This window comes from Peribacillus simplex NBRC 15720 = DSM 1321, assembly GCF_002243645.1.
GTDB classification, from domain to species: domain Bacteria; phylum Bacillota; class Bacilli; order Bacillales; family DSM-1321; genus Peribacillus; species Peribacillus simplex.
On record NZ_CP017704.1, the window covers coordinates 1,172,998 to 1,186,828 of the forward strand.

10 protein-coding genes are annotated in these 13,831 nt (G+C 36.9%); 1 reads left to right on the forward strand and 9 read right to left on the reverse strand.

The features are described 5' to 3' along the window. Nucleotides 1–604: 604 nt before the first annotated feature. From BS1321_RS05455 to BS1321_RS05480, 6 genes are all read right to left on the reverse strand, one after another. Nucleotides 605–1,552 carry an AEC family transporter gene (locus BS1321_RS05455; protein WP_063232049.1) on the reverse strand — a complete coding sequence of 316 codons (948 nt, stop codon included), beginning with the start codon at nucleotides 1,550–1,552 and terminating at the stop codon, nucleotides 605–607. Between the two features lie 121 nt (nucleotides 1,553–1,673). After that, a complete protein-coding gene (locus BS1321_RS05460; protein ID WP_063232050.1) occupies nucleotides 1,674–3,368 on the reverse strand; it encodes an NAD-dependent malic enzyme in 1,695 nt (564 codons plus the stop codon). Between the two features lie 295 nt (nucleotides 3,369–3,663). Beyond that, on the reverse strand, nucleotides 3,664–4,371 hold the full coding sequence (locus tag BS1321_RS05465) for a response regulator (protein ID WP_063232051.1): 708 nt from the start codon (nucleotides 4,369–4,371) through the stop codon (nucleotides 3,664–3,666). Between the two features lies 1 nt (nucleotide 4,372). Beyond that, nucleotides 4,373–5,968: a DcuS/MalK family sensor histidine kinase gene (gene dcuS, locus BS1321_RS05470; protein ID WP_063232052.1), complete on the reverse strand. Its 1,596-nt coding sequence runs from the start codon at nucleotides 5,966–5,968 to the stop codon at nucleotides 4,373–4,375. 1,339 nt (nucleotides 5,969–7,307) lie between these two features. Continuing rightward, nucleotides 7,308–7,505, reverse strand: a complete 198-nt coding sequence (locus BS1321_RS05475; protein ID WP_063232054.1) for a hypothetical protein — start codon at nucleotides 7,503–7,505, stop codon at nucleotides 7,308–7,310. A gap of 237 nt (nucleotides 7,506–7,742) precedes the next feature. Next, entirely contained in the window at nucleotides 7,743–9,317 is a 1,575-nt protein-coding gene (locus BS1321_RS05480) for a peptide chain release factor 3 (RefSeq protein ID WP_063232055.1), read from the reverse strand. Nucleotides 9,318–10,211: 894 nt separating this feature from the next. On the opposite strand from BS1321_RS05480, the gene BS1321_RS05485 reads away from it, so the two are divergent. Further along, nucleotides 10,212–10,415: a cold-shock protein gene (locus tag BS1321_RS05485; protein ID WP_061462203.1), complete on the forward strand. Its 204-nt coding sequence runs from the start codon at nucleotides 10,212–10,214 to the stop codon at nucleotides 10,413–10,415. A gap of 102 nt (nucleotides 10,416–10,517) precedes the next feature. On the opposite strand, the gene BS1321_RS05490 is transcribed toward BS1321_RS05485, so the two are convergent. From BS1321_RS05490 to BS1321_RS05500, 3 genes are read right to left on the reverse strand one after another with little or no spacing between them, the layout of a single operon-like run. Further along, nucleotides 10,518–12,485 carry a DUF6449 domain-containing protein gene (locus BS1321_RS05490; RefSeq protein WP_063232056.1) on the reverse strand — a complete coding sequence of 656 codons (1,968 nt, stop codon included), beginning with the start codon at nucleotides 12,483–12,485 and terminating at the stop codon, nucleotides 10,518–10,520. Further along, entirely contained in the window at nucleotides 12,460–13,359 is a 900-nt protein-coding gene (locus BS1321_RS05495) for an ABC transporter ATP-binding protein (protein WP_063232057.1), read from the reverse strand. The genes BS1321_RS05490 and BS1321_RS05495 overlap by 26 nt, the downstream gene beginning before the upstream one ends. Continuing rightward, nucleotides 13,356–13,739 carry a GntR family transcriptional regulator gene (locus BS1321_RS05500; protein ID WP_063232058.1) on the reverse strand — a complete coding sequence of 128 codons (384 nt, stop codon included), beginning with the start codon at nucleotides 13,737–13,739 and terminating at the stop codon, nucleotides 13,356–13,358. Before BS1321_RS05500 ends, BS1321_RS05495 begins: the two co-directional genes overlap by 4 nt. Nucleotides 13,740–13,831 lie beyond the last annotated feature (92 nt).

Consider the following 13,831-nt stretch of genomic DNA (forward strand, 5'->3'; position numbering starts at 1 on the left):
CACAATACGAACGAAAACCCATACTTCGCTTCGTATAGGTTCAGCCTAGTATAACCTAAGATATAAGTTCTCTTCTTTGCTTAGCCCCCAAATAAGGCCCTATCTTAATCCAATACCGATGTCCCTACAATTCTTTCAGTTATGTCGTAGTCCCACCTAAATGAACAGCAAACCGTTCCTGATCATCAGATCTTTTTAACTTACCAATTAATAAAAATTTTTAATGTGCACAAACTACGTTTTGTAAGTAAAAAAATGATTCCTGTACACCGAAGAATTAGATTTTAAATTTCATCAACTGCTGCATTCGAATGTGTAATTACACAAATCCTTTTATTATAATCTTATTTTGATTAATAGCGAATTTTTGCAATTGATACTATTTGCGACGCATTTTCCTGGGCTTACACCTTTATTCAAAAGCCATCCAAATCTTTTAAACTATCTATCTATTTTATTAATTTACCTTTATCTTAGCTTTAAATAAAAATAGCCAACTTCTCCTCTTTTCAAAAAAAGGTTAATGTTATACAATAAGTTTGTTAAATATTTCACAAACTTCCGTTAAAAAGTATCCATCCAAGAAGGATGGATACTTAGAAGGCTACATTAACAAGGATATATAGATAGGCAATGTAATTAAAGATAGAATGGTACTAATTACAAATGAAGATGCTGTTTCAGTTGATAACGAATCAAATCTAGTTGAAATCATTGCCGCTACAGCAGATCCTGGAAATGATACTAGCAAAATAGCTTTAATTGTATCTGCATGATCAAGGCCAATTAGATGAGCAACCAGAATCATATATAATGGAATAGCCACAACTTTTAAAATGGAAATACCAAAAGCAATTGGTCGTAAGCTAATCTTACGGATACCCACGGTTACACCTACAGCAAATAATGCAACCCCAGATGTCACTGACCCAATTTGATCGAGCGCATTTTTTATGATATCCGGTGCCTGGAACCCCAATAGTGTTAATACAACAGCAAGTAAGGGAATACATGCAAGCGGTTCGCTAAGACCATGCAAAACGATACCCATAATGTTTGTTTTTTCATCTTTAGATTTACCCAATCTGGATTGTCCGACCGTACCAACTATTGTTGCTAATGGATCCAGAAGGGCATTCACCACAATACCCGTAATCGCAATAGGTATAGCTATCTCTTGCGCCCCAAACAAACTGCCTAATACAGAAATCCCCATAAAAGCAAAGGCTGGCTGAGTTGCGTTTAATGAAAACATAGATGCTGCAGTTAAATCGTATTTAAACACCAAACGAGCCACTATTAAAAGGATAATGTAAAAGCCAATAACACCTATGGTCATAGTTAAGAAAAATGACCATTGATTAATTAAGGTTTGTTTTGAGGTTGTTGTGATCCCAATGAATAAGTGTGCAGGTAAAGCAAATTTTGTAACTAACGTATTAAGCCCTTTGGAGGATTCTGAATTAAAAATTTTAAAATAGCCACCCAAATAACCAATAATAATTGTAAAAAAGATTGGTATTAATGTTAAAAATATATTCCCAATATTCACTCGAGATGCACTTCTCTTTCCAAAAAATTGTCCAATTTAAAAGATTCTACTAAGGCTGACTTATACGGAGATTCCCCTAAAGCGTATCCCCTTTCTTTTGAGACAACAAAATAAGCTAGCTTTATTTCCCATGAATAGTTTTGTACTCCGGCTTCCACATGGATTCTGTTATTGCTTTTTCAATATCTGTTATATCCGCTTTCGCAATTCCTTCTTCAATGGCTGTCTTTGCCACTTCAATGGCTACAGATTTAGAAACCTCTTGCAATTGTTTGATTGAAGGGAGTAAAGAAGCACCATGCTTACTGCTATCCGATAATCTTGAAACAGCAGATGAGGCTGCTGCAAGCATGCCCTTAGAGATTTTTGTTGCTTCTGCGACAATTGCACCAAGTCCAAGTCCTGGGAAAATATATGCATTATTAGATTGTCCGATCGTATAAATCACATCATTATAGTCAACATCATCAAACGGGCTTCCAGTCGCTATTAAGGCTTTACCTTGAGTCCACTTTATAAGGTCTTCAGGAACAGCTTCCGCTAAGGGAGTCGGATTTGACATCGGCATAATAATAGGATGTTCCACGTGCTTTGCCATTTCTTTTACAACTTCTTCTGAGAAAGCCCCTGTTTGACCAGAAGTGCCGATTAAGATGGTTGGTTTAACCTTTTTTATTACCTCTAATAATGGAATAATTCCGACTTCATTCCGATCCCATTCCTCGACTTCTTCAGCTTTCCGGCAATACGACTTTTGGAATTTCAAAACATCTGGAATGTCATCTATCAACAATCCACGATAATCGACGGCCCAAAACTTACCATATGCCTCTTCTCTGGAAACGCCATCTAGGATCATGGCTTCAACCATTTGATCAGCATTACCGATTCCTGCTGCACCTGGACCAAAAACAACAACCCTTTGTTCCTTTAAAGGAACACCAGTTACTTGTAAGGCAGACATTACGGCGGCTAGTGTTACTGCACCTGTACCTTGTATATCATCATTAAAAGTGAGAATTTTGTCGCCATAATTATCGATTATATTTCGTGCATTTATATTTCCAAAGTCTTCCCAGTGAAGTAATGCCCTTGGGAAGAAGGCTTGAGACTTTTTAACAAATAAATCAATGAATTCGGAGTATTCATCACCGCGAACACGCCCAAACCTGTTACCAATATACAGTGGATCACTAATCAGGCTTTCATTGTCTGTCCCAACATCCAGGACAATAGGTAGCACCCTGCTTGGATCAATTCCCGCAGCTGCTGTGTAGACTGCCAATTTGCCAATGGCAATGTTAATTCCACCAACTCCCTGATCTCCGATTCCAAGAATACTTTCAGAATCTGTAACAACTATTAAATCGATATCATCAGATGAAAGGTCCAGGTTTTTAAATGCTTCTTCCATTCCATCCATATTATCAATAGATAGGTATAGACCTCCTGGACGTTGATATTCTTGGGAGTACTGTTGAATAGCCTCTCCTACAGTAGGTGTGTAAATGATCGGCAGTATTTCACTTAGATGGTCTTTAAGTAGACGGTAAAACAGTACCACATTCCTATTAAATAAATCATATAACATTCCATTCTTCCGAATATTGCTATGTTGAGTGGAGAATTGTTCATAAGCTCTTTTTACTTGTTCCTCAAGAGTAAGCACCTGGGATGGTAGCAAGCCTACCAATCCTAGTTCATTTCTTTCTTCCTTAGTGAAAGCAACCCCTTTATTAATAAAAGGGTTTGACAGAATACCTTTTCCTCTTAAAGTTGTTTCCAAACCCTTTTTTGTCTTTTCATAAGCTGTCATAGACGTTCCCTCTTCCTAAAAATGTATATTTAAAAATGATCATTACCAGGCAATAGAGTATATTCTTCCCTGAGGAAGTGTAATTACTAAAAGAAAACTGTAAAAAGGAAAATAAATATACAGCACATAAAAACTTAAATATTTCCTCATTACTGCTTATTTGTTCAATCTTGTGAAAAATTTATAAATACCCAATCGCCAGTCTATATCTTAGTAGTCATTTACGGAGGACACTAGCTTATTTAACTAATTTTAGTATTATGTAATTAAAAAAAGTAAGCAGCCATTTGGCTGCTTACAGATAACGTTGAATAATATGGCTCTTGTCATCATTAAATTTGTGTTGGGAGACTGGTCGGCCTACCGTTCCATAGATTACCTTAACATCAAGGACACCGATATCCTTCATGAATTTTAAATATTTCCTTACTGATACCCTGGATATACCCGCCACATTTACGACTTCCTCTGTTGAAAAGGGAGCATTTTTAAATACCAGTATCACATTCCATATAATCTTTAAGGTATCTTGAGCCAATCCTTTCGGTAATTCCTCTGGTAAATGAATTTCTTCTTGATGTAAAATTCGATAATCTAATTCTTCTTGATTTAGCATATTCTTATCTTGAATAAAATCTGATTTGTTCCGATATGCTGATAAGGCCGCGTTAAAACGTTCAAATTCAAACGGCTTAATTAAATAATCAACAGCACCTAGTCTTAATGCTTTCTGAATCCTCTCAATGTCCGACGCAGCAGAAATGACAATAACATCTATCTCTTTTTCACTTTCTCGAATTTGTGAGAGTAAATCGAGTCCATTTTTCCCAGGCATGAAAATGTCTAATAGAACTAACCCTATTCTTTGATCTTCCAATACATTCAGAGCTTGATCCACTGAGGAACAGACAGCAGCTAATTCGTAGCCATCGACTTGATTCAAATAGCGCTTATTGAACTCTGCAACCATCGGGTCATCTTCTACGATCATTACCTTAATCATCCTACATCATCCTTGCTTTGTATGGTATATAAACCACAAACGTTGTTTCTTGACCTTCTTTTGAACTAATATTGAGATCTCCGCCTAGCTTATCCAGGCTTGCCTTAACCAAATATAAACCAATCCCCCTGTCCTCTCCTTTTGTTGTAAATCCTTTTAGAAGGATATGATTAAGATTGGAATCAGATATTCCCTGTCCAGTATCATGAACTTCAATAGTTAAAATATCATCTGCATAATCAAACTTTAATTCAATTCGTTTAACGGGCCTTTTTTCTACTGCTTCTATAGCATTGTCAATCAAATTTCCTATTATCGTAATTAGCTCATGAGTAATAGCTGCATTTTCTGGTTCTGGCAATTGAAAGTCAGAGGATAATGCCAGCTTAGCACCTGCTTCCCTGGCATAACTTAGTTTACCAATTAAAAAACCGGCAAGTACTGGATCTTTAACGGTTTTGGTAATAAAGCCAATCTCGTTTTCTCTGTGGTCAACAAGATCACTAATATATGCTGCAAGCTGATCATAATAATGCATATGCACCATACCAAGTATTACATGCAGTTTGTTCATGAATTCGTGCGACTGGGCCCTTAACGATTCAGCATATAAACGGACTCCAGTCAGCTGTTCCGCCAGCAGATGTATTTCTGTTTTATCACGAAATGTAGCCACGGCACCTACGATTTCATCCTTCACAAATACTGGTACCCTATTCACTAGTAAGACACTATCTTTTAAATCCTGCTCTTTATCTAATTCGACTTTTCCGGTCTCTAGGATTTTATCCAGGTTTGAGTCAGGCATATAACTAGTTACCTTTTTACCCGTTGGATTTTCATTAATACCCGCTTTTTTAAATATCTTTAAAGCTGCTTTGTTTACGAGAGTAATGGTTGAACTCTGATCTACCGCTATGATTCCCTCCCGAACTGATTGTAAAATGGCATTTCGCTCTTTTAAAACCTTCGCAATAGCAAAAGGTTCCAGCCCAAATAATATTTTCTTAATATATCTTGCCAAAAGTATTGCGCCGGCAATTCCGGTTAATATTCCAAAAACGGTTCCTACATAAATATTAAAACGGCTTTTTAAAACAGCATCATTAACTTTTTGAAGAGAAATGCCGACCACCACGGCTCCAATTTGATTATCCTCTGAATCATAAACAGGGGTGAAAGAACGCAAAGATCTGCCTAAAGTTCCTTTGGAAATAGAAATGTGCTCACTACCTCTTAATACATCTTTCTCATCCCCTCCAACAAATTTTTTTCCTATTTTACTTGGATCGGGGTGAGTTTTCCGGATTCCATTATTATCGATTATTACCACAAATTCTACATCTGTCGATTTTTTTATCCTATTGGTAAATTGCTGAACTTCCTGATTGTTCTCACTTCCACTTAACGCTTCGATTACAAGCGGCGTTTGTGCTGCCATGCGTGCTACGTTTACTGCTTTTTCAGTCTGGCTCTTCTCTATTGTATCCGCAACTGTTTGGCTAATGAGAATATCTGTAATAAATAATGATAGGGCTACTACCCCACACACCAGTATCATAATAGTAAACTGTAGACTCCATTTCCCTTTTTTCACTGCTACACACCTCTTTGGTCTAAAAACTCTATTAACTTTAAGGAAGATACTTTTTATGTTAAGTATTTTCATTTTGCTTACATCACACAATTATTCGGTACCTTATCAAGTTCCAAAAAGGTAGCCAAGTGATTTAAATCAATTGAGATAAGATATATAACCTAACCATTTGCCAATGGTATCCTTAAAAATACTGATTTAGCTGCAATATTTTCCAATAATAAAACAGACTATACCTTCGTAGGCTTGGATATAAATATTCAAAATCTTACTCGCACCCTCATTATTCTCCTTTCATATCTTTACCCCTACATACCTCAGTAGTTCAATATAAGTTATTTTTGCTATACTCCTCCTGCACTAGGGTTAAAGCCGCAAGTTTTCTATTAGTATTATGGAGTTCATTAGAAGTTTAGCGGAATATCCCAGCAATTCTTACAATGCTAAAAGTTACTACGATTTTCTTATTTAACCTTTCCAATTAGTTACTATTTAATTTTCAAAAATACAGCTGTCTAACATCTTCTATCTCTCTGTTTCCGTTTATCTAAAATCGACATGTTTAAAACAGGGGGAATGATTAAAATACCCGCATTTTCAACAGATTTCAAATCAAAAAAGTAATTAAGAAAGTACTCAAGGTTTAGACTTAGTCATCAATTGTGTAAAATGGCCTAAACATAGAAAAGATCATTTTATTACTAGAGATATGTTAATGATTATGAAATAAGGTTCAGTAATTGTAGACATCAGTGCGGATGTAGAGGGGGCAATTGTAACCTATAAATCGAAAATACATGCAAATCCTACTTATGTATTTATAACATCAGTCTTTATTGTTTATATTACTTTTACTTTTATCTGGAATCTATTACTTTTGATTACACAAAAAAGCTTGCAGATTTAGACCCTAAAAGGGACCTTATCCTACAAGCTGAACAACCTCCACCTGATTAAAATGATATACATTCCAAATGTCAGGGGGTTCTGATCCATTGTACCAAGCTGATACTCTACCTAGTGATTTTGTTTTAACAGGTTAAGTCGAAGCCCGATTGATTTTTTATCTTCTATCCAAATTTGATGCTTTTCCCCATTGGCCGTATATTCCACATAATTTTGTAAGGTCTTTTCATTCCACACCTTTTTAAGTCCATGAGATGAAATAATTCGGTCGACCTCAGCCATGGTACGGTCATGACTTTTCACTTATTAGTCGATAAATCGGTTACCCATTCTCTCGTATAAAATGGTACAGCCAATATTATCTTATAAGGTACTTCTTTCATTAAAAGCTTAATTCCTTCTTTGGTCCAAGGTATCGAGGTAACAGACCCAGCTACTGGGCTCCCCCCCAATGCACGACATAACCTATTATGATTATATAGTCTGCTATTTTGCCAAGTACTTTCCTTTCTAGACTTTTTGACCAAAAAGGGTCGTCATTTTCCCTAGTGACATCCACAGATTTTTTAATACCATGAGGTTTTAGTGACTTTTTTAGTTCGCCTATGGTACCTTCACCGACCATTTCCATTCAATAGGCTCCCCTGATACAAAGAACCATTCTCAGAAAAATCGAATATCAGTTTTCACGTGATATATTAATTATTGATTATGAAGTTCCTCCATAAATTTGCTCTATAGGTAATTTCACATAATAACAGGTAAATATAGCTATGGAAACATGTTTAAGGTACTATCAAAAAAAACCTTTCGAAAACAATGATCCAGATAATGAAAAAAACCCGTGTATATAACACGGGCTTCTCCATTATTTCAAATCCATTGGATTATATAATTCCACGTCAGGATTTTTATCTTGGAACCAACGAAGTGCAAACTCATTTTCAAATAAGAATGCATATTTATCAAACCGGTCTTTAACAAGGATGCTTCTTGAGCTATGAAGATTTTCATCAAGCTTTTCATCCTCAGCCCAGCGTGTAATCTTGCTGCCCATGCGTTCCATCACGACTTCAACATTGTACTCGTTCCTCATTCGATGCTCGAATACTTCGAATTGAAGTTGCCCAACCGCACCAAGCAGATATTCTTCCATCCGAACCGTTTTGAAGAGCTGAATTGCCCCTTCTTGTACAAGTTGGTTAATTCCTTTATGGAAATGTTTCTGTTTCATGACGTTTTTAGCTGTTACCCTCATGAATAGTTCCGGTGTAAACTGAGGCAGCTTTTCAAACTGAAACAAGTCTTTGCTTGTTGTAATCGTATCGCCAATTTGGTAGTTACCGGTATCATATAAACCGATGATATCTCCGCTTACCGCTTCATTTACGGTGTTCCGATCATCAGCCATGAATTGGGTAGAAGAAGAAAGGTTGATCGGTTTCCCTGTCCTGCTCAAGTTGACGCTCATTCCACGCTCGAATTTACCGGAGCAAATGCGAAGGAAAGCGATCCGGTCTCGGTGTTTTGGGTTCATATTCGCCTGGATTTTGAAAATGAAACCAGAAAAATCATTACTGACAGGATCCATTTCACCTGACGTTGTCATCCGTGCTTGTGGAGCTGGTGCAAATTTCAGATAAGCATCCAAAAACGTCTGAACACCGAATGTCGTTAAAGCACTACCGAAAAATACGGGACTAAGTTTTCCATTCGCAATGTTTTCTTCAGAGAATTGATTGCCCGCTTCCGTCAACAGCATGATTTCTTCCAAAGTTTGCTCATATAACTGGGAATCCTTAAGTTTATGATCCACTTCGAGTTCACCTTCATCATTCAATGGAAGGAAACGCTCTTCCCCTTCAGTTTTGAACTGTTCAATTCGATTATTGAACCTGTCGTATATGCCCACGAAGTCTTTTCCCATCCCAATCGGCCAATTCATTGGGTATGTTTCTATACCTAATACCTCTTCGAGTTCGGCAAGCAATTCGAGCGGCGTTTTACCTTGTCGGTCCATTTTATTGATAAAAGTGAAAATCGGGATACCCCTCATCCGGCATACTTTGAATAATTTAACCGTCTGATCCTCGATACCTTTTGCCGAATCGATGATCATCACGGCACTATCAACAGCCATCAGTGTACGATATGTGTCTTCACTGAAATCTTGGTGACCTGGTGTATCGAGAATATTGACACGAAAATCATCATAATCGAATTGCATGACTGAAGATGTAACGGAAATTCCCCGTTGCTTTTCAATCTCCATCCAGTCACTGGTTGCATACTTTCCTGTTTTTCTAGCTTTAACTGTTCCGGCATCACGGATTGCGCCACCAAACAGTAATAATTTTTCTGTCAAAGTTGTTTTCCCGGCATCCGGGTGAGAGATGATTGCGAAGGTCCGTCGGGATTGAACCTCGTCTTTTAAAGTAGTCATAAAATGTTCCTTTCATTATTGGAGTCATCAAAAAAAATTTATATGAGGTTTACTGTATTTTTTACATTGGAATGGCAACCTTTCTTTGTATGCATAAATCCTGATCATACACAATATATGTAAGAAGAAATATATCATAAGGCTTAAGCCTTGGCTACTCGGCATTCATTTCAATCAACCTTACTATTTTAACACGATATGAAGGAAAGATGTAGAGGTGAATGAATCACGATAAGAGGATTTATTCAAATGCAAAACAAAAGACGCTTAATCAGCGCCCCTTATCTTAATCCATATGGTTACCGTTCATTTATTCATGGTTTAACTTATTTACCTTGCAGTTTTAATCGCTTTTTGATTCCGCTTGTTTTTCCAGCGTTTTTTTACTTCTTTGAATATGATGGGAGCAGCAAAAATGAGGGCCCTTTTTAATAATTTCTTCATTTTTCATCAGTCCTTTCTTTCTTATCCTATACCCGATTATTTTCGTGAAAAACTTTAATGCCAAATTGTTTTCCTGATTTCAACTGTAAAGGCTTTTCCCTCATGGACATCGCAACCACCATCAAATTTCAATCCAGGAAAATCCTGCGCGACAATAAAGTTATACTTCCCCGTATAAAACCTTCCTAATATTATTTCCCCAAAATGGGAATGTATAAATTACTTCCATTTGTTTTATCCTTTATAAAGGTGGGTATATACTAAAAAACTGGAAATTACTCCAGAGGTTAGTGGGTTAATATTTCCTGTGGCCATTCACATATTATCAAGCATCTTCGTATGATAATTTTAACTTGATTGAGGCTGCTGGATAATGTGTGAAATTGATTTTTCCATCCAGGTAAAATCATCACCATTAATATTTTTTAACTTTTTAGGAGGATTCATCGAATGACAGTAACAGGTAAAGTAAAATGGTTCAATAGTGACAAAGGATTTGGATTCATCGAAGTACCAAACGAAGATGATGTTTTCGTTCATTTTTCCGCCATTCAAGGAGAAGGTTTCAAGAGCCTTGATGAAGGTCAAGAGGTTGAATTTGAGATCGAAGAAGGAAACCGCGGACCTCAAGCTAAAAACGTCGTAAAACTCTAAAGCATAGATACAAAAACATAATGGATATGCAATGCAAAAGGATGCCGCCCATATTGGGTGGCATCCTTTCCTTTATATTTGATCCATCACGGCATTTTCACGTTATCTTTCATTAAAATGATCCAAGATGAAACCGGGAACATGTTCGCCAGAAAAACTCTTGATGTCCACATCTCTGCTTTCTTTATAATAAAAGGCAGCTGAATACTCTCCGCCCCAATCGATTTGGGCATTATCAATGGCCGTCTCGATTTCCGAAGCGGTCTTAATTTTCAAGCGATTTGGCTGTTGTTCAATCTGCTGTGCAAGTTCACTTTCAGAATTAGAATGATAAATTTCCGAATCGGTCTTCGCAACCAGGATATAAGAGATATCATCAGCCATTAACCGCGCTTTTTCCGATTGTCCTGTACTTTCCATCCATTTTGAAAACTGAGTATATGAAGAGTCCCAATTCATATAAATGGTTTCGTTATTATTCAAAAGAATGTCGATGGAGGCATAATCACCAAAAGAAGATGTCATTTGGGCGAACGATTGATTATTCAGATCCGCGGACAAGGCCTGCACGGCAGCTTCCAGCTGTTGACTGTCCGTGATCGTTATTGATTTGTCCACTTGTCCGCTCGCCGTTACCTTGATTTTAGAAACATTTTCGGCAGAAACATTCAATAACTCATTAACCATTTTTTTATATTCATTCGACTCATAAATTTTCGCCAATAATGGCATGTATGAGTCGTAATTTTGCAAATGATACCCTCTTGCTAACCGTTTTCCATTCTTGAGTTCATACATCAGAAATACGGATTGTCCATCATTCAATTCACCAATGGAAACCTTTTTACCCTTTTCGATAATTTCCTGATGCAATAACCTTATCGCTTCTATATTTTCCTTCTCTTTAAGATAATCGGAAGAATTATCCAACGTTTCATCATCTTCAAAAAATAAAGGAGAATTGCCAATATAAATTTGGCTAATCATCTTTTCATCAGGAATCTTGGCCTTATACTGAAGGGGATCTATTTTTATAATGAATACCAGTACAATGATAGCCACTATAAATGCTACATAACCTTTCAGGTTGACCCGTATTCGCCAAGTCTTTTGCAGGACAATTTCCCCTAAATAATATCCAAGCAATGAACCGACGGTATATCCGAAGAAAATCCACCCAGGTTCTCCTGTCGTTTCGCTAAAATAAAGCCCTGTAAACAGCATCATGCATAATGTCAGGCCGAATTTAAATAATGGCTTAATCTTCGGGTAAGCAAATGCCTGTGATACATACTCCAGCTTTCTCTTCTCATAGAGAAAAAGAGAGCTGATCAGAAAAAGAAAGGTTAATATACTATAAATTAATGTATTAATAGAGAAAAAAGTGATTTTTTCCATCTCCGTTGCTGCTAATAAGGGAGAGATGCCATTCATATTTGCACTTAGATAATAATCTGCAGAAAATCCTGCGATCAAAAACTTCACATTGGCTGTAAACAAAACAAAAAGCCCCACCGGCAAAGCAAGAAAAATATAGGTCAGTAATCCTTGAAAGGCTGATAATCCCGTCACCATTCCAATTAAAACGGCAACAGAAAAGATCAAAGCTTCCAAAATAAATGTAGTCCCCATCCAAGACCATATATCCGTCATGGTATATAGCCTTTCTATATCAATGGCCGAGTGGAATAATACCAATATTGAACCTGTAAGTAAAATCGGCAAACCCATGAAGCCAATTCCCGTCCCAATCATATGAACGTAGATGCTGCGTCTAGTAATCGGTAAACTATGAATAAAGTCTGAGGCTTGTTTCATTTGTAAAAACCGAAAAAGGAAGATGGCAAGTAATACTGGAATAACGATGACCAAGACAAACTGTATCATCTGCTGACAGGAAAAAAGGTTTTCGAATTCCACATAATCATTGTTCTCATTCAAGATAATCGCTAACATTTCCAGAGGCAGTGCAAATATGAGGCCGACGAGATACAGGAAACCAATCCAGCCAGTGCTTCTGAAAATATAGATAATCAGTTCTCTATTAAACCAGGTTATTCTGGATGACATAACCGATATCCCCCATTTCATAAATGAATATCTCCTCTAGAGTAAGGGGGAGAATATCTAATATTTCTGGCTGAAACTGATTAAAGTGCGATTTAATCATGGATTCTTTACCTTTAACGATGCAAACGATAACGCTGCCGCGCCTTTCCTTGTTAAGAATTTGAATTCCGCGGTATAAACCGTGGGGAATTTTATGTTTAAAGGCAATTTGCACTTTGTGTACATCCGCTTTTAAGTCATTCAAATCCTTTTGGATAACAAGCTCACCTCTATGCAAAATCCCTACATGATCGGCTAAATCTTCAATTTCCCGAAGATTATGGGATGATAGTAAAATCGTCATATCCCTTTCCGATACATCCTGAATCAACAACTGTCTCACATTTTTACGCATGACAGGATCTAATCCATCAAACGGTTCATCCAAGATGAGAACTTCCGGCATCGTCGAGAGTGCGAGCCAAAAGGCAACCTGTCTCTGCATTCCCTTCGATAGTTTATGTATTTTATTTTGGACGGGTATTGGGAATACTTCCTGTAATTGATAGAACCGTTCTTGATTCCATTCACTATAAATATGGCTATAAAAACCTGCCATTTGCATGATCGAATAGTTAGCCAGGAAATAAGGCGTATCAGGGAGGAAGAAACAACGATTTTTCACTTCACGGTTTTCAAAGACATATGATCCATTAATAAGAACTTCACCTGCATCCTGTATCAGATTGCCTGAAAGCATTTTTAATAGAGTAGTTTTCCCCGCCCCATTTGAACCTAATAACCCGAATATGGAGCCTTTTTGTATGACCAAAGTGACGTTTTTGATTGCTTCTTTTCCTTCATATAATTTACTCACCTGTTTTATTTGAATCATGAATCTCCCCCCTTTGCCAATGGTCTGATTTCCTTTATTATTCTATAAATTTCATGTTTATCAATTCCGATATACAGAGCTTCAGCGAGTACCTTTGAAAGCTCGTTTCTGATCTCTTCTTCTTTCAATGAATTTTTCAAGGATTTAGGAGGTGCCACGAAATTCCCTTTGCCTGGTAATGTATATATAAACCCGTCAGATTCAAGTTGCTTGTAAGCTTTCTGGATTGTATTTGGATTGATGGTCAATTCCTGAGCCAATATTCGTATGGATGGGAGCTGATTATGTTCCTGTAAAACTTCATTGATCATTAGTTCCTTTAACTTATCCATCAATTGCTCATATATCGGCTTTCCACTTTGAACATCCAACTCAAACATCATTAACCCTCCTTGCAAATGGGTGTATTACATCTCCTAATACAGTACATTATAAAACAATATCTTCCAATTTAAAACCAATTTAAAACCAT

Excerpts from the sequence above, each read along its gene's own strand:
- BS1321_RS05495 (WP_063232057.1), bottom strand. The coding sequence starts at position 13,359 with ATGATTCAAATAAAACAGGTGAGTAAATTATATGAAGGAAAAGAAGCA.
- BS1321_RS05465 (WP_063232051.1), bottom strand. The coding sequence starts at position 4,371 with ATGATTAAGGTAATGATCGTAGAAGATGACCCGATGGTTGCAGAGTTC.
- BS1321_RS05485 (WP_061462203.1), top strand. The coding sequence starts at position 10,212 with ATGACAGTAACAGGTAAAGTAAAATGGTTCAATAGTGACAAAGGATTT.
- BS1321_RS05460 (WP_063232050.1), bottom strand. The coding sequence starts at position 3,368 with ATGACAGCTTATGAAAAGACAAAAAAGGGTTTGGAAACAACTTTAAGA.
- BS1321_RS05490 (WP_063232056.1), bottom strand. The coding sequence starts at position 12,485 with ATGTCATCCAGAATAACCTGGTTTAATAGAGAACTGATTATCTATATT.
- BS1321_RS05500 (WP_063232058.1), bottom strand. The coding sequence starts at position 13,739 with ATGTTTGAGTTGGATGTTCAAAGTGGAAAGCCGATATATGAGCAATTG.
- BS1321_RS05480 (WP_063232055.1), bottom strand. The coding sequence starts at position 9,317 with ATGACTACTTTAAAAGACGAGGTTCAATCCCGACGGACCTTCGCAATC.
- BS1321_RS05475 (WP_063232054.1), bottom strand. The coding sequence starts at position 7,505 with ATGGAAATGGTCGGTGAAGGTACCATAGGCGAACTAAAAAAGTCACTA.